General features: G+C 28.3%; 16 protein-coding genes, 1 tRNA gene and 2 rRNA genes. 6 read left to right on the plus strand and 13 right to left on the minus strand.

Annotated elements, in window-relative coordinates; genetic code table 11:
• The first annotated feature begins 9 nt into the window (after positions 1-9).
• Genes H0H77_RS03095 through ribB form a run of 3 tightly spaced genes read left to right on the plus strand, consistent with a single transcriptional unit; the run spans position 10 to position 2,095 of the window.
• Complete coding sequence (locus H0H77_RS03095; RefSeq protein ID WP_262886688.1) at positions 10-144, plus strand: hypothetical protein; 135 nt, start codon at positions 10-12, stop codon at positions 142-144.
• Positions 145-191: 47 nt separating this feature from the next.
• Complete coding sequence (locus H0H77_RS01550; protein ID WP_238783780.1) at positions 192-1,409, plus strand: LptF/LptG family permease; 1,218 nt, start codon at positions 192-194, stop codon at positions 1,407-1,409.
• Positions 1,410-1,447: 38 nt separating this feature from the next.
• The gene (gene ribB, locus H0H77_RS01555) at positions 1,448-2,095 is read left to right on the plus strand and encodes a 3,4-dihydroxy-2-butanone-4-phosphate synthase (RefSeq protein ID WP_185851340.1); all 648 of its coding nucleotides are present in this window, start codon (positions 1,448-1,450) and stop codon (positions 2,093-2,095) included.
• A 1-nt stretch (position 2,096) separates the two neighbouring features.
• Here the strand turns inward: ribB and H0H77_RS01560 are convergent.
• The 11 genes from H0H77_RS01560 to dnaE form a co-directional block, all read right to left on the minus strand.
• A tRNA-Asp gene (locus H0H77_RS01560) sits at positions 2,097-2,170 on the minus strand.
• 18 nt (positions 2,171-2,188) lie between these two features.
• Positions 2,189-2,506, minus strand: coding sequence for a thioredoxin (gene trxA, locus H0H77_RS01565; protein ID WP_185851341.1), 318 nt, complete (start codon positions 2,504-2,506; stop codon positions 2,189-2,191).
• A gap of 41 nt (positions 2,507-2,547) precedes the next feature.
• Entirely contained in the window at positions 2,548-3,627 is a 1,080-nt protein-coding gene (locus tag H0H77_RS01570) for a M20 family metallo-hydrolase (protein WP_185851342.1), read from the minus strand.
• Positions 3,618-4,409, minus strand: coding sequence for an acetylglutamate kinase (argB, locus tag H0H77_RS01575; RefSeq protein ID WP_185851343.1), 792 nt, complete (start codon positions 4,407-4,409; stop codon positions 3,618-3,620). Before argB ends, H0H77_RS01570 begins: the two co-directional genes overlap by 10 nt.
• Complete coding sequence (locus H0H77_RS01580; RefSeq protein WP_185851344.1) at positions 4,406-5,380, minus strand: Rossmann-fold NAD(P)-binding domain-containing protein; 975 nt, start codon at positions 5,378-5,380, stop codon at positions 4,406-4,408. The genes argB and H0H77_RS01580 overlap by 4 nt, the downstream gene beginning before the upstream one ends.
• A 7-nt stretch (positions 5,381-5,387) precedes the next feature.
• Positions 5,388-8,633, minus strand: a complete 3,246-nt coding sequence (gene carB / locus H0H77_RS01585) for a carbamoyl-phosphate synthase (glutamine-hydrolyzing) large subunit (RefSeq protein WP_185851345.1) — start codon at positions 8,631-8,633, stop codon at positions 5,388-5,390.
• Entirely contained in the window at positions 8,630-9,730 is a 1,101-nt protein-coding gene (carA, locus tag H0H77_RS01590; protein ID WP_185851346.1) for a glutamine-hydrolyzing carbamoyl-phosphate synthase small subunit, read from the minus strand. The genes carB and carA overlap by 4 nt, the downstream gene beginning before the upstream one ends.
• Positions 9,727-10,869, minus strand: coding sequence for an aspartate aminotransferase family protein (locus H0H77_RS01595; protein ID WP_185851347.1), 1,143 nt, complete (start codon positions 10,867-10,869; stop codon positions 9,727-9,729). The genes carA and H0H77_RS01595 overlap by 4 nt, the downstream gene beginning before the upstream one ends.
• Before the next feature lie 23 nt (positions 10,870-10,892).
• Positions 10,893-11,870, minus strand: a complete 978-nt coding sequence (argC, locus tag H0H77_RS01600; protein ID WP_185851348.1) for an N-acetyl-gamma-glutamyl-phosphate reductase — start codon at positions 11,868-11,870, stop codon at positions 10,893-10,895.
• Positions 11,870-13,654 carry an argininosuccinate synthase domain-containing protein gene (locus H0H77_RS01605; RefSeq protein ID WP_185851349.1) on the minus strand — a complete coding sequence of 595 codons (1,785 nt, stop codon included), beginning with the start codon at positions 13,652-13,654 and terminating at the stop codon, positions 11,870-11,872. The genes argC and H0H77_RS01605 overlap by 1 nt, the downstream gene beginning before the upstream one ends.
• Positions 13,655-13,862: 208 nt before the next feature.
• Positions 13,863-18,179 carry a DNA polymerase III subunit alpha gene (gene dnaE / locus H0H77_RS01610; RefSeq protein ID WP_185851350.1) on the minus strand — a complete coding sequence of 1,439 codons (4,317 nt, stop codon included), beginning with the start codon at positions 18,177-18,179 and terminating at the stop codon, positions 13,863-13,865.
• A gap of 1,108 nt (positions 18,180-19,287) precedes the next feature.
• Here dnaE and rpsA point away from each other — a divergent pair.
• Entirely contained in the window at positions 19,288-21,150 is a 1,863-nt protein-coding gene (gene rpsA / locus H0H77_RS01615; RefSeq protein ID WP_185851351.1) for a 30S ribosomal protein S1, read from the plus strand.
• Positions 21,151-21,181: 31 nt separating this feature from the next.
• Entirely contained in the window at positions 21,182-22,903 is a 1,722-nt protein-coding gene (locus tag H0H77_RS01620; RefSeq protein ID WP_185851352.1) for a ribonucleoside-diphosphate reductase subunit alpha, read from the plus strand.
• Positions 22,904-22,922: 19 nt separating this feature from the next.
• On the opposite strand, the gene rrf (H0H77_RS01625) is transcribed toward H0H77_RS01620, so the two are convergent.
• A 5S ribosomal RNA gene (gene rrf, locus H0H77_RS01625) occupies positions 22,923-23,032 on the minus strand.
• A gap of 150 nt (positions 23,033-23,182) precedes the next feature.
• Here rrf (H0H77_RS01625) and H0H77_RS01630 point away from each other — a divergent pair.
• A complete protein-coding gene (locus H0H77_RS01630; protein WP_185851352.1) occupies positions 23,183-24,904 on the plus strand; it encodes a ribonucleoside-diphosphate reductase subunit alpha in 1,722 nt (573 codons plus the stop codon).
• A gap of 19 nt (positions 24,905-24,923) precedes the next feature.
• Here H0H77_RS01630 and rrf (H0H77_RS01635) read toward each other — a convergent pair.
• Positions 24,924-25,033: ribosomal RNA gene (rrf, locus tag H0H77_RS01635) — 5S ribosomal RNA — on the minus strand.
• Between the last annotated feature and the right edge of the window lie 81 nt (positions 25,034-25,114).

Raw genomic sequence — 25,114 nt, forward strand, 5'->3', positions numbered from 1 at the left:
AGATTATTCATGATAATAGATAGATATAGATACAAAAAATTCTTTTCTAAAAAAGAGAAAAAAGAAAGTCTTAGTAAGACTGCTGCCGCTCCTATTTCTATCAGGCTATCAGAAGTAGTGTGTGTCATAGTAAAATTAAAATAAGAAATATAAAAAAGATGTTGATCAAACTAAAAAAGCTTGATAAATACATGATTCGTTTATTTATAACTCCTTTTTTAGTTATATTTTTTACAATATTTTTTGTATTTATTGTTCAATTTTTCTGGAGTAAAATTGATGAATTAACAGGAAAAAATATTAACATTTTAATAATCCTAAAATTTATATTTTACTTCGGTATTTCGGTCATCCCATTAGTTACGCCTATTTCAATTTTATTGACATCCATCATGACTTATGGAGGTATTTCAGAAAAACAAGAACTGAATGCCATAAAATCTTCTGGGATATCTCTTTTTAGGGTAATGAAACCTATTTTAGTAATTACATTTATACTATCTGTCTTATTATATTTTTTTTCTGATTATGCTATTCCAAAAGCAAAAAGGAAAACCAAAGAATTAGGATCTCAAATTTTAAGATCTTATCCCTCTTTAAAATTAAAGGAAGGAACCTTTGTAAACCTTTTTCCAGATTTTTTCATAAAAATAGATAAAAAATCTAAAAAAAATAGAAATCACTTAGAAAATATATTCATTTTTTTTTATGGAAAAAATTTATTAATCAATACTATTTTTTCTCAAAAAGGAATTTTAATTCCCAACCAAGAGAATGGATCTATTAAAATAAAACTAATTAATGGTGTTTTTTATAATGAAATTGATAATAAAAACCATTATAAAAAACAATATTCTTATTCTTACTCCTCTTCCTATCAAATCATAAAATTTGATACTTTAATTCAATCTTTTAAAGTTCCAACAGAAGGAATAAAAAATTTGGATGATTATTATTTTGATTCCTATCAAACCATGGATACAAAAAAATTGATCAATCAAATCAATCTTTTAAAAAAAGAAAAAAATCAGTTTTATAATAAATTTCAAAAAGAGAACTATGATTTTCTTAAGAAAAAATTGATACAAATTCAAAAAAAAAACTTGGCTAAGTATCAATTAGAACTACAAAAAAAATTAACGTTTCCAGTTACATGTATTCTGATGTTTCTTACTGGAGCTTCTTTAGGAGCTAAAATACGAAAAGGAGGCATAGGCCTTCCAACCATAATATCTCTAATTATATTCATCATCTATCATACTTTACTTACCATCACTCAAAATCAAGTAGAAAAATATGAAATATGTCCATGGATAGGAGCATGGATTCCAAATTTCATTTTGCTGACAATAAGCATATGGATTACTTATAAAACTGTAATTGATGATTTTTATAATGATTTTTTTTAAATAAAGAGGATTTATATTTATTCTATTAAAATAATATTATGGGTTGTTTTTATTCTAATAATCAATATTTGGTGAATTTTAATTGTATTGAAGAAGCTTTACAGGACATACAAGATGGGAAACTGATTATTGTCGTTGATGACAAAAATCGTGAAAACGAAGGAGATTTTATTGTTGCTGCAGAAAAAGTAACTCCTAAAATTGTTAATTTTTTAATTACTCATGGAAGAGGATTAGTTTGTGTTTCCTTAACAGGAGAAAGATGTGATAGACTAAAACTTCAAATGATGGTGAAAAATAACACAGATCCTAGAAAGACGGCTTTCACAGTATCCGTAGATGTGCGTGGAAATGGCGTTAGTACAGGAATTTCTGTTTCAGATAGAGCAAAGACCATCCTTGCATTAGTCAAAGAAGGAACCCCAGAATCTTTCAACAAACCCGGTCACATTTTTCCTCTTCGCGCAAAAAAAGGAGGAGTCTTAGAAAGACCAGGACACACAGAAGCTGCAATTGATATCACTAGGATGGCAGGATGTCTCCCCGGTGGGGTATTGGTAGAAATATTAAATAAAAATGGATCCATGGCACGTCTTCCCCAACTCATTCGAATTGCCAAAAAATTTCATATGAAAATTATTTCCATAGAAGATTTAATTAAATATAAAATTAAATATAATAGATAAGCGGTCTGGACGGGATTTGAACCCGCGACCCCATGCGTGACAGGCATGTATTCTAACCAACTGAACTACCAGACCAATAAATAAATTCGTTTTTTAAATTAAAGCATCTAATTTTTTTCTTATTTCTTCTTTAGAAGCAATTCCAATATGCATGTCTTTTTTTTCTCCATTTTTAAAAAAGAACATGGTAGGAATACTACGTATTCCATATTTATGAGAAATTTTTGGATTATTATCCACATTTAATTTGACGACTAATGCTTTTTCATGATATTCAGTCAATATTTCTTCCAATAGAGCAGACAAGGTCCTACATGGAGCACACCATGGAGCCCAAAAATCAACCAAAATTGGCTTATCCGATTCAGAAACAATTTTATCAAAATTTTCATCGTTTATTTCTTGTATCATATTTTTTCCATTTGTAACAGAACAAATTTACCTTTTTTGTTTTAAAAGTGAAAATCGTTTAACAAACGAATGTAAATGTCTATCCCATCCATAATTTCTGAAATCAAAATATACTCATTAGGAGTATGAGAACGGACGCTATCTCCTACACCCATTTTAATGGTAGGAAATGACATAAGACTTTGATCAGAAAGAGTAGGAGATCCATAAGTTTTTATTCCTATAAATTTAGCTTTCAATACAATAGGATGCATTGGGTTTATAAAAGATGAATTGGAATGATAAGTACGTGGTTTGATTTTAGAATCAATTCTTTTTTGTAAAATTTCAATCAATTCTTCATTTGAATATAATTCATTGGTTCTTATGTCTATAACAAAAGAGCAAAAATCAGGAATAACATTATGTTGTATCCCTCCTTGTATTTGAGTGACAGTCAATGTTGGAAATCCTAGCAGTTTTGATTTTCTATAGAACCGAAATTTTCTCAAATATTCTATGTCTCTTGTAGCAAGATAAATAGCATTAATTCCTATATCTCTTGCAGAATGTCCTGTTTTTCCTTCCGAAATGCAATCTAATACCATTAATCCTTTTTCAGCTATAGCAACTTGCATATTTGTTGGTTCTCCTACTATCCCTAAATCGATACATCCTAATTCAGGTAAAATGGATCTTACGCCTAGGGGACCAGAAATTTCTTCTTCTGCAGTAATCGCAAGTATTAATCTATAAGGTAATAGAGAGAAGCTACTTAAATATATAAAAGTAGAAATCAATGAAACAACGGAAGCTCCTGCATCATTACTTCCTAATCCAATTAATTTTTCTTCTTTTTTTGTTGCAGTAAAAGGATCCGTTTTCCAATTTTTACCTGGAGGGATTGTATCATAATGAGAATTTAATAAAATTGTACGTGTATTTTCTTTTTGATTATAATTTGTATTTTCTGTCCATATATTGTTAAATTTTCTTTTTATATGAAATCCATATCTAGAAAGATAGTCCTCTATCAAAAAAGAAACTTTCTTTTCTTTTTTGGAAATAGACGGTGTATTGATGAGTTGTATAAGAAGTTGTATAGCTTCTTTCTTAAGAACTTGCAAATTTACTAGAGACATAAAATAGTCTTATTATTAACGTCGTTTATTAAATAATAAGGAAGACCTATACTGACTTTAGAGACTCCATTATTTAATGCAAAAAAAGCATTTTCTAATTTTGGAACCATTCCATTCGAAATAGAATGGTTCTTTTTTATTTTTTGAAATAAACGAAAGTCTATTTTGGGATAATAAGATCCAGAATCATGTATGTTTCGTAATACTCCTTTTTTTTCGAAACAAAAATGTAATTCTACTTCTTCATAATATTTTTTTAAAGATATGGCTATGTATGCAGCTATGGTATCTGCATTAGTATTGAACAGATCTCCTTTTCCATTATGAGTTATAGGGCATAATACAGGAACTATATGATTTTCCATCATCAATTTTATTAGGGAGATATTAATACTTTGATTGGTGAGATCTCCTACATATCCATAATCAATATCAGTTTTTGTTTTTTTTAAACGTAAATATGATTTCATACAATTTCCATCAGCTCCACACAATCCTAATGCATTACAATTATAAGATTGTAATTTCGCAACAATGTTTTTGTTAATCAAACCTGCATAAGTCATAACAACGACATCAAGAGTTTTTTTATCCGTAATCCTTCTTCCTTGAAGAAATTTTTTCGTAATTCCCATTTGATCAGAAACAATATTTGCTTTTCTTCCTCCTCCATGAATCAAAACCTTATTGCCTTTTATCTGGCAAAATGCTTCTAAAGAAGAATCAAGGAATTTTTGATCATTGATTAAATTTCCTCCAATTTTGACTACATGTATTTTCATGATAAATATTGTAGAATTTTAAAAAAAATTATTTGAGAAGCATAAATTCTATTTTCTGCTTGTTTCAAAACAATAGAATATTCACTATCTAAAACAGCATCTTCTACTACTATATTTCTCCTTACAGGTAAACAGTGCATAAATTTAGCTTGATTAGTGAGTTTCATTTTTTTTTCAGTAATCATCCAATTAGAATTACGACAAAGTATTTTTCCATAATCTATATAACTGCTCCAGTTTTTAGCATAAATGAAATCTGCATTTAAAAATGCTTTATTTTGGTTATATATAATAGGAACTCCTTTAGAAAATTTTTTGCATAAATCGTACTTTTCTGGACAAGTAATGATAAAATCTATTTCCTCTATTTTAGAAATCCATTGAGAAAAGGAATTTGCCACAGAATGTGGCAATGGTTTTATATGAGGAGACCAACTTAACACCACTTTACATTTTTTTTTTGAAGAATTAGTAGTAGAATAAAAAGGAATAAATTCTGCAATAGTTATTATGTCCGCTAAAGATTGCAAAGGATGCAAAGTCGCACTTTCCATATTCACTACTGGAACTTGAGAATAATTCAATATTTTTTTAAAAAGAACTTCATGATAGTCATAATCTTTATCTAAAAGATTAGGAAAAGTTCTAACGGCAAGAATATCACAATATAGACTCATTACAGAAATAGCCTCTTTGAAATGTTCTTGAGTTTTTTTCATAATAACTCCATCATTCATTTCAATTTTCCATGAGTCTTTATGAATGTCTAAAACCCAAGTATTACATCCTAAATTGAAAGCGGCTTTCTGACAACTAATTCTTGTACGCAAACTTGGATTGAAAAAAACCAATCCAATTGTTTTATTTTTTCCAATATCTTGAAATTTATATGGATTTTTCTTCAAATGAATTGCTTCTTTAATGAGATCATACACGTTTCCAACATCTTCTACACTAAAAAAATTTTTCATAATTTATTTATATAATATATTCATTCCAAGCGGTTATAAATAATTGATTCATTGATCGCTTACAAAAAGCTTGGATGAAAGCTTTTGCAAGACGTGCATTAGTTAATAAAGGAATATTAAAATCTATGGCAGAACGTCTTATATTGTAATCGTTATCCAATTCTGATTGACTTAAATTTTTTGGAATATTAATAATCAAATCGAATTTCCTATTTTTGATTAAGTCAATCACATTTGGATTTTTTTTCACATTTGGCCAATGAACTCTTATTGATGGAATTCCATTATCGGATAAGAAACTATTTGTTCCTTTTGTCGCAAATAACATATATCCTTTTTTATATAAAAGTTTCACCATATCTAATAAATCTAATTTAGATTCAATAGGTCCACTAGATATAAGAATATTTTTTTTTGGAATAGTATATCCAACAGAAAGCATAGATTTTAAAAGGGCTTCATCAAAAGTATATCCTAAACATCCTACTTCTCCAGTAGAAGTCATATCCACCCCTAAAATAGGGTCCGCATCTTGTAAACGAGAAAAAGAAAATTGAGAAGCTTTGACCCCTAAAAAGTTTGTAGTAAAAAAATTAGGTTCTATTTTTTTTTTCTTTTTTCCAAGTAGAACTTGAGTCGCTAGTTCTATCATATTAAAATGAGATACTTTTGATACAAAAGGAAAACTACGGGAAGCTCTCAAATTACATTCAATGACTTTTATTTCATTATTCTTTGATAAAAATTGAATATTAAAAGGTCCAGATATATTAAAATATTTCGCTATTTTCTCTGATGTCCGTATTATTTCTTTTAATGTAGATAAATATAGATTATGCGGAGGATAGACTAATGTTGCATCTCCCGAATGGACTCCTGCAAATTCTACATGTTCTGATATAGAATAATATAAAATTTCTCCATTTTGAGAAACAGCATCTAATTCAATTTCTTTTGCATTTTGAATAAATTCTGTAATAACTAAAGGATATTCAGGAGAGACAGTGATCTTTTCACGAAGGTAATGCTGAAGTTCTTCATGATTAGAAATCACATTCATATCCGCTCCTGAAAGAACATAAGAAGGTCTGACTAACATAGGATATCCTACTTCTTCTACAAATTTAAAAATCGTATCTAAATCTGATAATTCTTTCCATCTCGGTTGTTCAATTCCCAAATCGTCCATTGCATTAGAAAACTTATATCTATTCTCTACTTTGTCTATAGAAATAGGAGATGTTCCTAGAACATGAACTTTATTTTCGTAAAGTTTTAAAACTAAATTATTAGGAATTTGTCCTCCCATAGATACAATTGTTCCTTTTGGCTTTTCTAATTCAATAATATCTAATACACGTTCTAAAGTGAGTTCTTCAAAATATAAACGATCACAAACATCAAAATCGGTACTTACTGTCTCCGGATTATAATTAATCATTATTGATCGATAATCTTCTTTATTAAGAGTATTTAATGCATTGACACAACACCAGTCAAATTCTACACTGCTTCCTATTCTATAAACACCAGATCCTAAAGTTATTACTGATTTTTCATCCTCTTCATAAATTACATCATGTTGAATTGCATGGTAGGTTAAATACAAATAATTTGTATGTGCTGGATATTCAGAGGCTAACGTATCTATTTGTCTCACATATGGAACTATGTTTTTTTCTTTTCTATATTTTCTAATTTTTTTTTCTATAAGAGGAAGACTCTTTTTATCTTTTTTACTCTTCTTAAGAAAAAAACTAGCTATTTGTATATCAGAAAAACCTTCTTTTTTCGCTTTTATAAATAATTCATCCGGAATATCCCTCCAATGATTATAAGAGGAAATCTTTTTTTTTGTTTGAAAAATGTTATCAAGTTGATATAAAAACCACAGATCTATCTTTGTTAGATGATGAATTTCTTTTATGGAAATTCCTTTTTCCAAAGCTTCTTCTAGTAAGAAAATTCTTTGATCTGTAGGTTTTTTAAGAGCGGATTGAATCAGATGAATGGATTCCAATTTTTTTGTATTTTTTTCATTTATAAATCCTTGCATTCCAATATCCAACATCCGAATTCCTTTTTGTAAAGCCTCTTCAAATGAACCTCCAATAGACATCACTTCTCCTACACTTTTCATACTACTTCCAATTCTATTGGAAACCCCATAAAATTTTTTTAAATCCCATCTTGGGATTTTACATACAACATAATCTAATGCTGGTTCAAAGAAAGCAGAAGTCGTTTTAGTAACAGAATTCTTTAATTCATGTAATCCGTATCCTATAGATAATTTTGCAGAAACAAATGCTAAAGGATAACCAGTTGCTTTAGAAGCAAGCGCACTAGAACGAGAAAGCCGTGCGTTTACTTCAATGACACGATAATCTTCCGATTTAGGATCTAATGCAAATTGCACATTACATTCTCCAACTATATCAAAATTTTTGGCTATGTGAATCGCTAATTTTCTTAAATTATAATATTCAGAATTGGTCAAAGTTTGCGACGGTGCGACCACAATACTTTCTCCAGTATGAATTCCTATAGGATCAAAATTTTCCATATTGCATACTGCAATACAATTATCATATTTATCTCTAACTATTTCATATTCTATTTCTTTCCATCCTTCTAAATATTCTTCTACAACAACTTGAGAGGAATAAGAAAAAGCTTTACGGACTATCTTTTTTAGATCATCAATATTGGTTGCAAAGCCACTTCCTAACCCTCCAAGAGTATAAGCAGATCTGATTATAATAGGAAAGCCTATTTTTAGAGAAGAAGTAACAGCATGATCTATCGAATGTACCACAAAACTTTTTGTTGTTTTTATATTAATACGGTTCAACTTTTTTTGAAAAAGACTTCTGTCTTCACTGTGTATAATAGATTGAATAGGAGTTCCTAAAACTTTAATTTTGTATTTTTCTAGAATTCCTTCTTTAAAAAGCTGAATTCCACAATTCAATGCCGTTTGTCCTCCAAAAGACAATAAAATTCCTTTTGGTTTTTCTTTAGAAATAACATTTTTTATAAAAAAAGATGTAAGAGGAAGAAAATAAACTTTATCCGCAATTTCTTTAGAAGTTTGAACAGTAGCAATATTCGGATTGATTAATATAGTAAAAATTCCCTCTTCTTTAAGCGCTTTTAATGCCTGTGTTCCAGAATAATCAAACTCACCTGCTTCTCCTATTTTTAATGCCCCTGATCCCAAAATCAGTACTTTATCTATTTTTTTATTCATATACTTTTATTGACTACAGAATTGAGAAAAAGATCGAACAAAAATTCGGTATCTGTAGGCCCACCTGATGCTTCTGGATGGAACTGTACCGAAAAAAAAGGTTTCTTTTCATGAATGATCCCTTCACAAGTATTATCATTTAAGTTTTTAAAAAATACTTCCCATTCCCTAGAAATATTTGTGATATCCAAAACATATCCATGATTTTGTGATGTTATAAAACTTTTTCCTGTTTTTAGTGATAAAACGGGTTGATTATGCCCTCTATGTGCATACGGAAGTTTATAGGTCTCTCCTCCTGCCGCAAGACCCAAAAGTTGATTTCCTAAACAAATACCAAATATAGGTTGTTCTTTTTTAAGAGCCATGCGAATATAAAAAATAGGTTTTTCATAAATTTTTGGATTTCCAGGTCCATTAGAAAGAACTAGCCCGTTATATTCTTCTTTTGTAAAATCATAATCCCATGGAACTCTTATTATAGTACAATCTCTTCGTAAAAAAGAACGTAAAATATTATTTTTTAATCCAAAATCAACAAGTAATATTTTATATTTTCCATTTCCATATACAATTTTTTCATGTGTAGAAACTTTTTCAGAAAGATTATCCTTATTTGGATCATAAAAAGGAATATTTTCTTTTTCCTTTTCCATTAAAATTTTCCCCAACATAGATCCTCCTCTTTTTCTAAGCCTTTGTGCAATGAATCTGGTATCTACACCATATAATCCAGTAACTTTATTTTCTTTCAACCAATCAGATAAGGAGGTTGACATATTCCAATGATTGGGACGATTAGAATAATATGAAATAATCAGACCAGATACTTGAACCTTATCAGATTCATAAAATTCTTGAACTGATTCTTTGTGAGAAGAAGATGGAATTCCATAATTTCCTATTATAGGATAAGTATAAGTTAAAATTTGACCTTTGTAAGAAGGATCTGTCAAACTTTCCGTGTATCCGGTCATAGCTGTGTTGAATACAACTTCTCCTGAAGAAGAAACTGGAGATCCAAAATGATAAGCTTCATATTTTGTTCCATCTTCCAATATCAACATAGCCGTTGTTCTATTATTATTTTTTTTCATTTTTCATCTAAATATGCTAAAGCATTTCTTAATTTTTTGAGGAATAATTTGATATGATTGACATTAATACTTAATGGAGGAAGTAATCGTAAAACACAGGAATTATTAGATATCCCAACAAATACTTTTTCCTTGTAAATTAAAATATTCTTCAAATCATGAATAGGAAAATCAAATTCTAAACCTAACATTAGCCCTCTTCCTCTTATTTTTTTGATTTTAGGAATCATACGTAATTCTTGAAATAAAATTTTCCCCATTTTTTTTGCATTTTCAATTAAATTTTCTTTTTTAATAATTTCTAATACAACAATTCCAGCAGTACAAGCCAAATGATTTCCACCAAATGTCGTTCCTAACATTCCGTGATATGGTTTAAATTTAGGATGAATAAGAACTCCTCCTATGGGAAATCCATTTCCCATTCCTTTAGCAACAGTAATCAAATCTGGTTTTATAGGATATAATTGATGAGAAAAAAAAGATCCAGTTCTTCCATATCCACTTTGAACTTCATCTATTATAAAAACTGTGTGATATTTTTTACAAAGAGACCAAGCTTTACAAAAAAAATCAAAGCCAGGATCTATGATCCCAGAGACTCCTTGGATTCCTTCCGTAATTACAGCGCAAATGTCTCCCTGTTTTAATTTTTTTTCTAACATTTCAATATCCTTATAATCTATAAATAGAGTCTCATGTTGAGCATCAAAAGGAGATACAAATTTGTAATTATCCGTAACGGATACACTTCCGCTTGTTCTTCCATGAAAAGCCCCTTTGAAAGCAATAATCTTTTTTTTTCCTGTATAAAAAGAGGCAATTTTTAATGCATTTTCATTAGATTCAGTTCCAGAATTACAAAGAAATAACGAATAATTTTTATATCCTGAAATACAACCAAGTAAATGGGCCAATTTTTTTTTTTGAAAAATAAAAACACTATTTGAATAATAAGGAATTTTATGAATTTGTTCTGTTAAAGATTGAACATAATTTGGATGCGCATGTCCAATGGAAATTACTGCATGACCACCATAAAAATCCAAATACATATGTCCTTGTTTATCAAAAACATATACTCCTTTACTTTTAGTTAATTCTATATCTAGAATAGGGTATACGTCAAATAATTCCATTTTTTACTTTTTACTTTTTTTTTTTAAAAACGAACAGATTTTAATTTCAAACCACAAGTTTCATCTAAATTAAATAGAAGATTCATATTCTGGACAGCTTGACCTGAAGCGCCTTTGATAAGATTATCTATAATACTTGTAATTATTAGTTGATCCTTCTCTTTCATAAGAGACAAAATACATTTATTAGTATTAATCACTTGTTTTAGATCAATGTTTATATTTATATCAGATATTTCCACAAACGGGTGATTTTTATAGTATTCTTTATAAAATTCTCTATTTTCTTCCAAAGAAAAACTGGAATAAGTATATAAAGTTGCTATAATTCCTCTGGAAAAATTTCCCCTATAAGGAATAAAATAAATTTCATAAGGAAAATGATTTTGGACTTTTTGAATCTCCTGTTTTATTTCTTTTAGATGCTGATGTTTAAAAATTTGATAAGTAGAAATATTGTTATTTCTCCAACTGAATTGATTGGTTTCACTAACTTTTTTACCAGATCCTGTGGATCCAGTTATAGCACTGATATGAATATGTTGTTTTAATAGCTTTTTTTTAGCTAAAGGTAAAATAGCTAAAAGAATAGCTGTAGCAAAACATCCTGGATTAGCTATACTATTGGATATTTTTATATTATCTTTTTGTAACTCTGGTAATCCATACACAAAACTTCTCCCTTTAAAAATAGATTGATCCATCAATCTGAAATCTTGACTAAGATCAATAACTTTTACATTTTCTGATATTTCCTTTAATTCTTTTCTAGACTGTCCATGTCCTGAACAAAGAAAGACTATATCTATTTTTTCATTTAAAGAATCAACAAACTTCATCTCTATTTCCCCCAGTAGATCTTGATGTGTCCAGTGAATCCATTTGTTTGGATGACTTCTACTTACTACACTATTAATTTTTGCTTTTGGATGATGAATTATTAATCTAATTAATTCTCCAGCAGTATATCCAGTTCCTCCTATAATCCCTATTTCAATCATTATTTATTTTTTTCTTTTTTATTTAAATTATGATACATTTTCATTTGATTACTTAATATTTTTGTGAATCCTTTCACATCTTCTGCAGTCCAAGCATGATTCATTTCTCCATACTGAGCCATATTAGATTTCATTAAATCGAATTCAGATTTAATACCAACTAAATGAAATCTGTAAGGAGATAAAATGAGATGGACAGTTCCAGTTAATCTTTTTTGTGTACTATTTAAAAACATCTCAATATCACGCATAACAGGATCTAAATATTGTGCTTCATGAAGTAACATTCCGTACCAATTGGATAATTGCTCTTTCCAATAGAGTTGCCATTTTGTAAGAATATGTTTTTCTAACAAATGATGAGCTTTAATAATAATAATAGCAGCTGAAGCTTCAAATGCAACTCTCCCTTTTATTCCTAAAATAGTATCTCCTATGTGAATTCCTCTTCCTATGGCAAATTCTGATGCTATTTTTTCAAGTTTTATGATATTCTTTATCGCTTTTCCCTTTTCTTTATTAATGCTTACTAATTCTCCTTTCTCAAATTCTAATTCTATATTTTCGCTTTTTTTTCTTTTTAACTTTGTTGTATAGGCCTTTTCCGGAAAATCGTGAGAAGAAGTGAGAGTCTCTTTTCCACTTATACTTGTTCCCCAAATTCCCTTATTAATGGAATATTTCGCTTTGTCCCAACAAATGGATACTCCACTATTTCGTAAGTATTCAATTTCTTCTTTTCTAGAAATTTTATTCTCCCTTATAGGAGATAAGGTCATTTTTTCTGGACAAATAATTTGAAAAGCGATATCGAATCTAATTTGATCATTTCCTGCTCCAGTACTTCCATGAGCAATTGCTTTTGCATTAATAAAAGTTGCATATTGTGCAATTTTAATGGCCTGAAAAATTCTTTCGGAACTAACTGAAAGTGGATAAGTATTATTTTTAAGAATATTTCCGAATATAAGATATTTTATGCAATTTTGATAAAATTCTTCTATGGAATCAATAGTTTTATGTGATTTTGCTCCAATGTGAAAAGCTCTTTCTTCAATTTTCTTTAATTCTTTTTTTTGAAACCCACCTGTGTTAATAATAACTGTGTGGACCTCGTATCCTTCTTCTTGGATAAGATATTTTAAACAATAAGACGTATCTAATCCACCACTATAAGCCAAAACGATTCTATCTCCATGAATTAAATAATTTTTTTTTTCGTTTTTATTTTGATGATGATGAATCATAAAATCCGATGAATTTTTTTCGTATAAAAGACCTGTACAAAGACACATTTTTCTTTTATTTCTAGTTAAAATATCGAAATTTGTACAACTTTGACATCCTTTCCAAAATTCTTCCGATTGAGGAAGTTCACTAAAAGTAACTGGTTTAAACCCCAATTCTGTATTCATTTTTATCACGGAATTACTTGTTGTAATACTAAAAATTTTAGAGTTTGGAAATTTTTTTCTGGAAAGTTGAAATATTTCAACTTTTATAATTCTTGCTAATCCTTTTTTTCTAAATTCAGGAAAAACAATCAAACCGGAATTAACAACAAATTCTTCTTTTTGAAAAACTTCAAGATAACTAAATCCTGCTATCTTTCCATCATAAAAGGCAATAACGGCATTTCCATTAATCATTTTTGATTTAATATATTCCGGATCTTTTTTAGCGATACCAGTTCCTCTACTTTTTGCTGATTCCTGTATTTTTTTGCAAATTAAGGAAGCATATTTTGTATCCTCATCATGAGATACTCTAACTTTTATTTTCATATTTGTATGAACACAAAAACACTAAGCACTAAGAAAAATAAATAAATTGTATCTTAATCTTATAGTAGGAGTAATAATAATAGAATAATAATAGGATGAATGATTCCTCATATAATACATTTTTTGTAGAACTAACTGCAAGTGCAAATTTAATAAAATAATAAAGTATTTTTAATAAATTTGAGTATTTATTGTCTATTTTCAAGTTTTAATTAAAAGAAAAATCTAAACCCTTTATTTTTTCTAATTCTTTTAAAAAATTTGAGTTTATATCAATTCCATACTTTTTAGATTCAAAATTTAAAGAGATTTGATTCTCCTTATCATAAAGAAGAATATGAAGTTTTTTATTTCCTTTTTGTTGAGAAAAGAGTTTTTCTATTTCATGAACAACTATGCTATCTAAGTCATTTATATGAATCTTTACTGTCAGTTTCTGAGTCAATTTTTTTAAAACATTTTGTAAACTTTCTATATGTAAAATATTAATTTTATGTTCTTTTTCTTTTTTATCTATAGATAAATACAAGTATAACAAACTATTATTAAATAAAAGATGCTCATACTTTAAATACTCTTTTCCATAAATTCTAAATTCCTTAGAAGAATGATAATCTTCTAATAAAAATATCCCATATTCTTTCCTACTTTTTAGATAGATTTTTTTTTCTATTTTTGACAAAATTCCACATATTTTGATATTTTTTCCTGTGAGTTTGTATTCATTTTTATTTAATTGATCTAAGGAAAGATTAGTAAAATATTTTCTTTCATAATAAAAGGCATCCAAAGGATGTGAAGTGGCATAAATTCCTAATACTTCTTTTTCTTTGGATAATTTATATATATTACTCCATGGTTTTCTCTCTTTTTCTTCTATTATAAAAGTTGGTTTTTCTATTTCAATTTTTTTTTTAAGAGAAATGTCATCTTCATCTTCTTTTTTCATTTTTTTATATTTTGATCCAAATCGAATTATTTTTTCTATAAAATGAAAATATTGTTCTCTTTTGACATGAAATCTATCCAAGGATCCAGACAAAATTAAACTTTCCAAAGTTTTTTTATTGACTATACGTAAGTCAATTCTTTTTACTAGATCAAATATGGAAGTATATGGTCCATTTTTTTCTCTTTCACTAAGAATTGTTTTTACAGCATTTTTTCCAACTCCCTTGATCCCTCTCATTCCAAATCTAATGCTTCTATTATCTTTTACTTTAAAAAAAGAATCACTTTCGTTTATATCTGGCCCTATTACAGATATTTTCATTCTTTTACATTCTTTAATAAAAGAGGTTAGTTGTTTTATATCTTGCATGTTATTACTTAATACAGAAGACATATATTCATGCGGAAAATGAGTTTTAAGATAAGCAGTTTGAAATGCTATATAAGCATAACATGTCGCATGAGATTTATTAAAAGCATAGCAAGAAAAAAATTCCCAGTCTTTCCATATTTTTTCCAATATTTTTTTTGGATATCCTTTTTTAATAGCTTTATAAATAAATTGGCTTTTCATTTTATTTAACACATTTTTTTGTTTTTTTCCCATAGCCTTTCTAAGAAAATCTGCATCCCCTTTGCTAAATCCAGCTATTTTTTGTGAAATCAACATAACCTGTTCTTGATATATTGTTATTCCATAAGTTTCCTTCAAAAATTCTTCCATTTCTGGCAAATCATAGGTAATAGCTTCTTTTCCATGTTTCCTTAAGATAAAATTGGGAATATATTGTAATGGACCAGGTCTATATAATGCCATCATTGCAATTAAATCATCAAACTTATCAGGTTTAAGAAGACGTAAGTATTTTTGCATTCCTGGAGATTCATATTGAAAAACGGCGATGGTTTCTCCTTTCTGAAAAAGAGAATAAGTTTTTTTATCCTCTAGAGGAAATGATAATTCTGTGATATTTTTACGTCTTTTTATAATGTTTAAAGTATCTTTGATGATAGTGAGAGTTTTTAATCCTAAAAAATCCATTTTTAATAATCCAGCATCTTCTACTACATCATTGTCAAATTGTGTTAATAATAAATCAGATTCTTTAGAAATAGAAATAGGAACATATTCTTTAATATCATATGGGCTTATGATAATTCCACAAGCATGAATTCCCGTACTTCTTATGGATCCCTCTAAAATTTTTGCTTGTTGCAGAATTTTTCCTTCTAAAGTTTCTTTTTTTTCTGAAATTTTTCTAATTCTCTTCACATTCTCCATTTTATCTTTACTTATTCTTCCTAGAACTAGAACAGGATTTTCTGATAAAATTTCTTTCAAAGAAAAAAAATTAGGAATCATTTTTGCGATACGATCTGTTTCCGTTAAAGATAAATTTAACACACGAGCCGTATCTCTAATGGCAGATTTTGCTCCCATAGTTGCATATGTTATGATTTGTGCTACTTGATTTTTTCCATATTTTTCTACAACCCATTTAATAATTTTTTCTCGTCCACGATCATCAAAATCTATATCAATATCTGGAAGAGATATTCTATCTGGATTTAAAAATCTTTCAAAAAGAAGACGATATTTTATTGGGTCTATATCCGTTATTCCTATACAATAAGCCACAACAGATCCTGCAACAGAACCTCTTCCAGGTCCTACTGAAATATTCATTTTTTTAGCTTGAGAAATAAAATTATGAACGATAAGGAAATAACCAGGATACCCAATTTTTTCAATTGTTTTCAATTCAAAAGAAATTCTTTCTTTTATTGCTTTTGTTAAATTTTTATAACGCTTTTTAGCCCCTTCATAAGTAATATTCTTTAGAAAATAATTTTCTCCTCTATTTCCTCCATCTATTTTATCCATAGGATCTTGAAAAGATTCTGGAATTTTAAATTTTGGAAGTAATATTTTCTGTGAAATATGATAAGATTCAATCTTATTAATTAATTCATCTAAAAAATCAAAAGCTTCTGGAAGATCAGAAAATATTTTTTTCATATCTTCTTGGCTTTTAAAATAAAATTCTTGATTCGGGAATCCGAACCTATATCCTTTTCCTTTTCCTATGGGAGTCGATTGTTTTTCTCCATTTTTTACGCAAAGTAAAATGTCATGTGCATCTGCCTCTTTTTTATTTAAGTAAAAAGTATTATTCTGTACAATATATTTAACATGATATTTTTCTGAAAATTGAAGAAGAACTTCATTCACATAATCTTCTTCTTCTAATCCATGACGTAATAATTCTATATAAAAATCTTCATTAAAAAGTTCTTTCCACCACAAGAATATATTTTCTGCTTTTCTTTTTCCATGATTGAGAATAGTTTGAGGAATTTCTCCATTGAGATCTCCAGTGAGTGCTATTAGATTTTCTTTGTATTTTTCAATCAAATTTTTTCCTACTCTAGGAATTCCAGAATAAATCCCTTCTGTAAAGCCAAGAGAACAAAGTTTGGATAAATTATGATAACCATTTTTGTTCTTGGATAAAAGAACTTGTTGATATTTTTTATCCGGTTTTTCTTTAGTGAACTTTTTTTGTAAATAATATTCAGAAATAAAAACTTCACATCCAATAATTCCTTTAATGGATTTTTTTAAAGAAGAATATTTTTTATTCGCTGAATGAATTGCATTCAAAAAGTGAAAAGCCCCCATCATATTTCCATAATCCGTTATTCCTACAGCAGGCATATTTAAGGATATAGATTTTTCTATTAAAGATTGAATATTTATAGTAGAACAAAGGATGGAAAAAGAAGTGTGATTATGAATATGAGAATACCTTTTTTTTTTTAATAAAGAAGGAGTTTCTTCTTCTTTTTCTTTTTCTGATGAAAAAGACGTTTTTTTTTCTTCTTTATAAGAAGGATAAGGAGATTCAAAAAAGACCATGGAAGAAGAAATAGGATGACGGAATAATTCTCTGAATTTTACCAAAATATTTTTTTCTATTCCAAGATCATGGAATGATATAACTCCAATACGCATAAGTTCTAAGAAACAACGAGCTGTAGCTTTTACATCATTTGCAGCATTATGAATATTAGAAAAATTAACTCCAAATAGTTTATGATATAGTTCGTTTAATGTAGGCCATTTAAATCTTTTTTTACTAATGCCAACAGGTAATTTGCAATAAGAAACAGAAACTTCTTTAGTATCTAGAAATTTTTTTTTATTTAAATTTATTTCTTTTTTTTTTCTAAAAAACTCACATGAAATAACTTTTATGTCAAATTCTAAGTTATGTCCAATTAAACATTGAGATTTTTCTAAGGATTTTTTAAATTCTTCTAGAACAAAACTTAGATCTTTTCCATATTTTTCTGCTTTATCATTAGTTATTCCATGAATTTTGAAAGAATTAAAAGGAATATCATAATGATCCGGTTTGATGATGAAATTTTTAAATTCTATAAATTTTCCTAAAGAATCATGACATTGCCATGCTATTTGAACAACTCTTGGCCAATGATCTATATTAGTGACTGGAACATTGTAAGATGTGGGCAATCCTGTAGTTTCTGTATCAACAATAAGGTACATGTTATTCTTATTTTTTTTTACAATTTACATTATCAAAAATATTTATCACAGTAATAATTTTTTATCTTTACTTTATTTGTCTGCATATGGATACAACAGTATTTTATGAAATAAAAAATAGTTTTTTGTATCAAGAGGAAAAGTTTATGAAAAATTATTAGTTTTGTATTCTCTAGTTTTTTTCTTGTTTTCATTAAACAAGAGCAAGAGTCTTAGTTGTTAATATCTTAAAAAATTAAGGAAGAAAAAATGAAAATGAATAAGAATATCTATTCCTTTTTGGAGTTGGAGGATAAATTCTTTAATGGAGGTGTGTTGTATGTATGTGTATGTTCTATTTACTAAGAAATATGTGTATGTTCTATTTACTAAGAAATATGTGTATGTTCTATTTACTAAGAAATATGTGTATGTTCTATTTACTAAGAAATATGTGTATGTTCTATTTACTAAGAAATATGTGTATGTTCTATTTACTAAGAAATATGTGTATGTTCTATTTACTAAGAAATATGTGTATGTTCTATTTACTAAGAAATATGTGTATGTTCTATTTACTAAGAAATATGTGTATGTTCTATTTACTAAGAAATATGTGTATGTTCTATTTACTAAGAAATATGTGTATGTTCTATTTACTAAGAAATATGTGTATGTTCTATTTACTAAGAAATATGTGTATGTTCTATTTACTAAGAAATATGTGTATGTTCTATTTACTAAGAAATATGTGTATGTTCTATTTACTAAGAAATATGTGTATGTTCTATTTACTAAGAAATATGTGTATGTTCTATTTACTAAGAAATATGTGTATGTTCTATTTACTAAGAAATATGTGTATGTTCTATTTACTAAGAAATATGTGTATGTTCTATTTACTAAGAAATATGTGTATGTTCTATTTACTAAGAAATATGTGTATGTTCTATTTACTAAGAAATATGTGTATGTTCTATTTACTAAGAAATATGTGTATGTTCTATTTACTAAGAAATATGTGTATGTTCTATTTACTAAGAAATATGTGTATGTTCTATTTACTAAGAATATGTGTATGTTCTATTTACTAAGAAAAAAAAGAAAAAAAAAGAAAAAATAAAATAATATGTCTAATCAAACCGAAGAAACCGAAGAAATTAAAAAGGATGTGACCCATTCATCTTCTGATGGAAGAAAGAGTGAAAATTTCAAATTGAATGATACGGAGACGGAGACGGATGATCAGGAAAAAATGAAAAGTTTCGATTGGACGAAATATGAAACTCATCTAAATAATGAGATCCAAAGAAAAAGAAAAGAGTTTGAAAAAATATATACGAAAACTTTACCATATATACAAGAATTAGAAATTTATAAAGGTGTTGTTACACATATTACAGAAAAAAATGTCATTGTAGATATTGGATTTAAAGCAGAAGGAGTTATTCCTATGAGTGAATTCCATAAAGATAATTTTAATTTAGAAGTAGGAAATCATATGGAAGTCATGGTTGTGAAAATAGATTATAAAGGACAATGCATTCTTTCGTATCAAAAAGCAAAAACATTAAGAAATTGGCAACGTATTAATGAAGCATATGAAAAAGGAGAAATCATTTTAGGTTATGTTGTTGCTCGAACAAAAGGAGGACTCATAGTGGAAATTTTTGAGATTGAATGTTTTCTTCCAGGTTCTCATATCAATGTCAAGCCTGTTAGAGATTATGATGTCTATGTGGGAAAAACTATGGAAGTAAAAGTCGTTAAAATCAATCAAAAAACAAAAAATGTTGTTGTTTCTCATAAAGTTTTAATAGAAAGAGATATTGAAGAACAAAGAAAAGAAATGATTTCCAAACTAGATAAAGGCCAAGTTTTAGAAGGAAAAATAAAAAATATTCTTCCTTATGGAGCTTTTGTAGATCTAGGAGGAGTAGATGCTTTGTTACATATTACAGATATGAGTTGGCCTCATATTAGTCACCCTACAGAAGTTGTTCAATTAGAACAAGAGTTAAAATTTGTAGTTTTAGGGGTAGATAAAGATAAAAATCGTGTGCAATTGGGATTAAAACAATTGCAACCTCATCCTTGGAGTTCTCTGGATAAAAATTTAAAAGTAGGGAGCAAAGTTAAGGGGAAAGTAAGTGTAATAGCTGATTATGGAGCTTTTGTAGAAATCATTCCGGGTGTAGAAGCTTTATTACATATAAGCGAAATGTCTTGGTCTTCTGATTTGTCTTCTCCACAAGATTTTGTACAAATAGGAGATGAGTTAGAAGCAATAATTCTGACTATAGATCGTCAGGAAAGAAAAATGTCATTAAGTGTCAAACAACTAACTACAGATCCTTGGATAGATATCCAAAAAAAGTATCCTGTAGGATCAAAACATGTTGGTGTAGTACGAAAATTTACTAATTTTGGTGTTTTTTTGGAATTGGAAAAAGGAATATCTGGAATTATTTATACAAATGATCTTTCATGGTTGAAAAAGATAAAACATTCTTCTGAATTTTGCAATTTAAACGATAAATTAGAAGTAATTGTTTTATCTTCAGATCCTAAGACAAGAAGATTAAATTTAGGACATAAACAATTGACAGAGAATCCATGGGATAAATATGGAAAAATTTTCCATGTGGGAAGCATTCATAATGGAGTAATAACTAATATTTTTGATAAGGGTGCTACAATTAGACTTTATAATAAAGAAAAAGAACAGGAATTGGAAGCATTTTCTCCATTACGTTTTTTGGAAAAAAAAGATGGAAACATTGTTGAAAAAGGAGAAAAAACTAATTTTAAAATTTTAGAGTTTAATAAAGAAACCAAAAAAATTGTAGTTTCTCATACTTCAGTTTATCGTGATAAAGATCAAAAAAAAGAGCAGCGTATTAGTAGAAACAGAAAATTAGAAAAATCTACTTTGGGAGATATTGCTGGATTAGCTAAGTTAAAAGAACAAATAGAGAAAGAAAAAAAATAAAAGAATTCTCAGTATCAGTTTTAGTTTTAATATGGAAACACACCCTATTGCAGAAAAAGAAGGATGGAAAGTTGGAAAAGATATTCCAATATGGGCCAACAACGAATTGTATTTAACTACTATTAAAGGGGGATATTTATTAGATGGAGAAACTCCTTTTGAAGCGTATAAAAGATTATCTAAAAATGCTTCTAAAATTCTAAAAAAACCAAAAATAGAAAGAGAATTTTTTAATATTTTATGGAAAGGATGGCTTATTCCTTCTACTCCAGTTATGGTGAATTTAGGAACAGAAAAAGGATTGCCTATCAGTTGTTTTTCAGGTAAAATTGGAGATAGTATGTATGAAATATATAGGAAAAATTTAGAAATGGCTATGTTGAGTAAACACGGAGGAGGAACTTCTTATGATTTTAGTCTCGTAAGACCTGTAGGAAGTTTTATAAAAAATGGGGCGTTGGGAACTTCTGATGGAATAATTCCTTTTATTAAATCATATGATAGTGCTATTGTCGCTAGCAAACAAGGAAGAACAAGAAGAGGTGCAGTTGCTATTTATTTAAATATAGAACACGAGGAATATCCAGAGTTTTTAAAAATAAGAGAACCTAAAGGAGATATTAATCGTCAATGTCATAATATTCATCAAGGTGTAATAATTTCTAATTCTTTTATGGAAAAAGTATTGAAAAATAATGGAAAAGAAAGAAAATTGTGGATCAATACCTTGAAAGAACGTGTAAAAACTGGAGAACCTTATCTTTTTTTTAAAGATAATGCCAATAAAAATCTTCCAGAAAACTGGAAAAAACATGGATTAAAAATCTATCATAGTAATCTTTGTTCAGAAATTATGTTGCCAACAGATGAAAATCACACTCTCGTATGTTGTCTTTCCTCATTAAACTTATTCAAATATATGGAATGGAAAAATACAAATACTGTGTTTTATGCTATTTTATTTTTAGATGCTGTTTTACAAGAATTTATAGACAAAGGAAAAAATATACAAGGAATAGAGGATGCTGTTCGTTTTGCGGAAAAAAGTAGAGCATTAGGATTAGGTGCTTTAGGTTGGCATTCCTATTTACAAGAAAAAATGATTCCATTCATATCTGTAGAATCTGAAATATTAACTCACAATATATTTAGATATATACAATTAGAGTCTCAAAAAGCAACTAAATATTTGGCTAAAGAATATGGAGAACCAGAATGGAATAGAGGAACAGGAAGAAGGAATTTGACTTTAATGGCTATGGCTCCGAATAGAAGTTCGGCCAAATTAGCAGGAGGACTTTCACAAGGGATAGAACCTTTAGCTGCAAATATTTATGTAGATGATGATGCAAAAGGAATGCATATTCGAAAAAATCCTCATTTAGAAAAAATTCTTATCCAAAATGGATATAACTTACCAGAAGTTTGGGAACAAATAGCTAATGAAAAAGGGTCTTGTTTGAATTTGACGACTCTTAATGAAAAAGAGAAAAATGTATTTAAATGTTTTAAGGAAATAAATCAATTAGGATTAATAAAACAAGCGAGCATACGACAAAAATATATTGATCAGGGTCAAAGTATCAATTTATCTTTTCATCAAAAGACTCCTGCAAAATTTATAAACAAAGTTCATGTTGAAGCTTGGAAAATAGGATTAAAAAGTCTTTATTATTATAGAAGTGAGAGTATTCTTCGTGCAGATAGTGGTGGTGCAAAAAATAGAGACTTATATTCAGAGTGTTTGTTATAATTCTCTACATTACAAGAAAAAAGGGCGGTGACTTACTCTCCCGGAATAACCAGTACCATCAGCGCTAATGTGTTTAACTTCTCTGTTCGGAATGGAAAGAGGTGGAGCCACATTGCTATAACCACCCATTTATATTTATTTTATATATTTATTTTCTATAGTCTATAAAAAATAGACATAACATACAATTATACACAATTCTTTTCGTTAAAAACGAAATAAAAGCTTATGGGTAATTAGTACTACTTAGCTATTCTCAGTATCAGTTTTAGTTTTAATATGGAAACACACCCTATTGCAGAAAAAGAAGGATGGAAAGTTGGAAAAGATATTCCAATATGGGCCAACAACGAATTGTATTTAACTACTATTAAAGGGGGATATTTATTAGATGGAGAAACTCCTTTTGAAGCGTATAAAAGATTATCTAAAAATGCTTCTAAAATTCTAAAAAAACCAAAAATAGAAAGAGAATTTTTTAATATTTTATGGAAAGGATGGCTTATTCCTTCTACTCCAGTTATGGTGAATTTAGGAACAGAAAAAGGATTGCCTATCAGTTGTTTTTCAGGTAAAATTGGAGATAGTATGTATGAAATATATAGGAAAAATTTAGAAATGGCTATGTTGAGTAAACACGGAGGAGGAACTTCTTATGATTTTAGTCTCGTAAGACCTGTAGGAAGTTTTATAAAAAATGGGGCGTTGGGAACTTCTGATGGAATAATTCCTTTTATTAAATCATATGATAGTGCTATTGTCGCTAGCAAACAAGGAAGAACAAGAAGAGGTGCAGTTGCTATTTATTTAAATATAGAACACGAGGAATATCCAGAGTTTTTAAAAATAAGAGAACCTAAAGGAGATATTAATCGTCAATGTCATAATATTCATCAAGGTGTAATAATTTCTAATTCTTTTATGGAAAAAGTATTGAAAAATAATGGAAAAGAAAGAAAATTGTGGATCAATACCTTGAAAGAACGTGTAAAAACTGGAGAACCTTATCTTTTTTTTAAAGATAATGCCAATAAAAATCTTCCAGAAAACTGGAAAAAACATGGATTAAAAATCTATCATAGTAATCTTTGTTCAGAAATTATGTTGCCAACAGATGAAAATCACACTCTCGTATGTTGTCTTTCCTCATTAAACTTATTCAAATATATGGAATGGAAAAATACAAATACTGTGTTTTATGCTATTTTATTTTTAGATGCTGTTTTACAAGAATTTATAGACAAAGGAAAAAATATACAAGGAATAGAGGATGCTGTTCGTTTTGCGGAAAAAAGTAGAGCATTAGGATTAGGTGCTTTAGGTTGGCATTCCTATTTACAAGAAAAAATGATTCCATTCATATCTGTAGAATCTGAAATATTAACTCACAATATATTTAGATATATACAATTAGAGTCTCAAAAAGCAACTAAATATTTGGCTAAAGAATATGGAGAACCAGAATGGAATAGAGGAACAGGAAGAAGGAATTTGACTTTAATGGCTATGGCTCCGAATAGAAGTTCGGCCAAATTAGCAGGAGGACTTTCACAAGGGATAGAACCTTTAGCTGCAAATATTTATGTAGATGATGATGCAAAAGGAATGCATATTCGAAAAAATCCTCATTTAGAAAAAATTCTTATCCAAAATGGATATAACTTACCAGAAGTTTGGGAACAAATAGCTAATGAAAAAGGGTCTTGTTTGAATTTGACGACTCTTAATGAAAAAGAGAAAAATGTATTTAAATGTTTTAAGGAAATAAATCAATTAGGATTAATAAAACAAGCGAGCATACGACAAAAATATATTGATCAGGGTCAAAGTATCAATTTATCTTTTCATCAAAAGACTCCTGCAAAATTTATAAACAAAGTTCATGTTGAAGCTTGGAAAATAGGATTAAAAAGTCTTTATTATTATAGAAGTGAGAGTATTCTTCGTGCAGATAGTGGTGGTGCAAAAAATAGAGACTTATATTCAGAGTGTTTGTTATAATTCTCTACATTACAAGAAAAAAGGGCGGTGACTTACTCTCCCGGAATAACCAGTACCATCAGCGCTAATGTGTTTAACTTCTCTGTTCGGAATGGAAAGAGGTGGAGCCACATTGCTATAACCACCCATTTATATTTATTTTATATATTTATTTTCTATAGTCTATAAAAAATAGACATAACATACAATTATACACAATTCTTTTCGTTA

The sequence above is a fragment of the Blattabacterium cuenoti genome (assembly GCF_014251255.1).
Classification (GTDB): Bacteria; Bacteroidota; Bacteroidia; order Flavobacteriales; family Blattabacteriaceae; genus Blattabacterium; species Blattabacterium cuenoti_W.

What these genes read in the sequence shown, in the direction of transcription:
- H0H77_RS01630 (WP_185851352.1), top strand. Translation starts at nt 23,183, where the DNA reads ATGGAAACACACCCTATTGCAGAAAAAGAAGGATGGAAAGTTGGAAAA.
- rpsA (WP_185851351.1), top strand. Translation starts at nt 19,288, where the DNA reads ATGTCTAATCAAACCGAAGAAACCGAAGAAATTAAAAAGGATGTGACC.
- H0H77_RS01605 (WP_185851349.1), bottom strand. Translation starts at nt 13,654, where the DNA reads ATGAAAATAAAAGTTAGAGTATCTCATGATGAGGATACAAAATATGCT.
- ribB (WP_185851340.1), top strand. Translation starts at nt 1,448, where the DNA reads ATGGGTTGTTTTTATTCTAATAATCAATATTTGGTGAATTTTAATTGT.
- H0H77_RS01580 (WP_185851344.1), bottom strand. Translation starts at nt 5,380, where the DNA reads ATGAAAAATTTTTTTAGTGTAGAAGATGTTGGAAACGTGTATGATCTC.
- argC (WP_185851348.1), bottom strand. Translation starts at nt 11,870, where the DNA reads ATGATTGAAATAGGGATTATAGGAGGAACTGGATATACTGCTGGAGAA.
- carB (WP_185851345.1), bottom strand. Translation starts at nt 8,633, where the DNA reads ATGAATAAAAAAATAGATAAAGTACTGATTTTGGGATCAGGGGCATTA.
- H0H77_RS03095 (WP_262886688.1), top strand. Translation starts at nt 10, where the DNA reads ATGATAATAGATAGATATAGATACAAAAAATTCTTTTCTAAAAAAGAG.
- H0H77_RS01550 (WP_238783780.1), top strand. Translation starts at nt 192, where the DNA reads ATGATTCGTTTATTTATAACTCCTTTTTTAGTTATATTTTTTACAATA.
- trxA (WP_185851341.1), bottom strand. Translation starts at nt 2,506, where the DNA reads ATGATACAAGAAATAAACGATGAAAATTTTGATAAAATTGTTTCTGAA.
- dnaE (WP_185851350.1), bottom strand. Translation starts at nt 18,179, where the DNA reads ATGTACCTTATTGTTGATACAGAAACTACAGGATTGCCCACATCTTAC.
- H0H77_RS01570 (WP_185851342.1), bottom strand. Translation starts at nt 3,627, where the DNA reads ATGTCTCTAGTAAATTTGCAAGTTCTTAAGAAAGAAGCTATACAACTT.
- carA (WP_185851346.1), bottom strand. Translation starts at nt 9,730, where the DNA reads ATGAAAAAAAATAATAATAGAACAACGGCTATGTTGATATTGGAAGAT.
- H0H77_RS01595 (WP_185851347.1), bottom strand. Translation starts at nt 10,869, where the DNA reads ATGGAATTATTTGACGTATACCCTATTCTAGATATAGAATTAACTAAA.
- argB (WP_185851343.1), bottom strand. Translation starts at nt 4,409, where the DNA reads ATGAAAATACATGTAGTCAAAATTGGAGGAAATTTAATCAATGATCAA.
- H0H77_RS01620 (WP_185851352.1), top strand. Translation starts at nt 21,182, where the DNA reads ATGGAAACACACCCTATTGCAGAAAAAGAAGGATGGAAAGTTGGAAAA.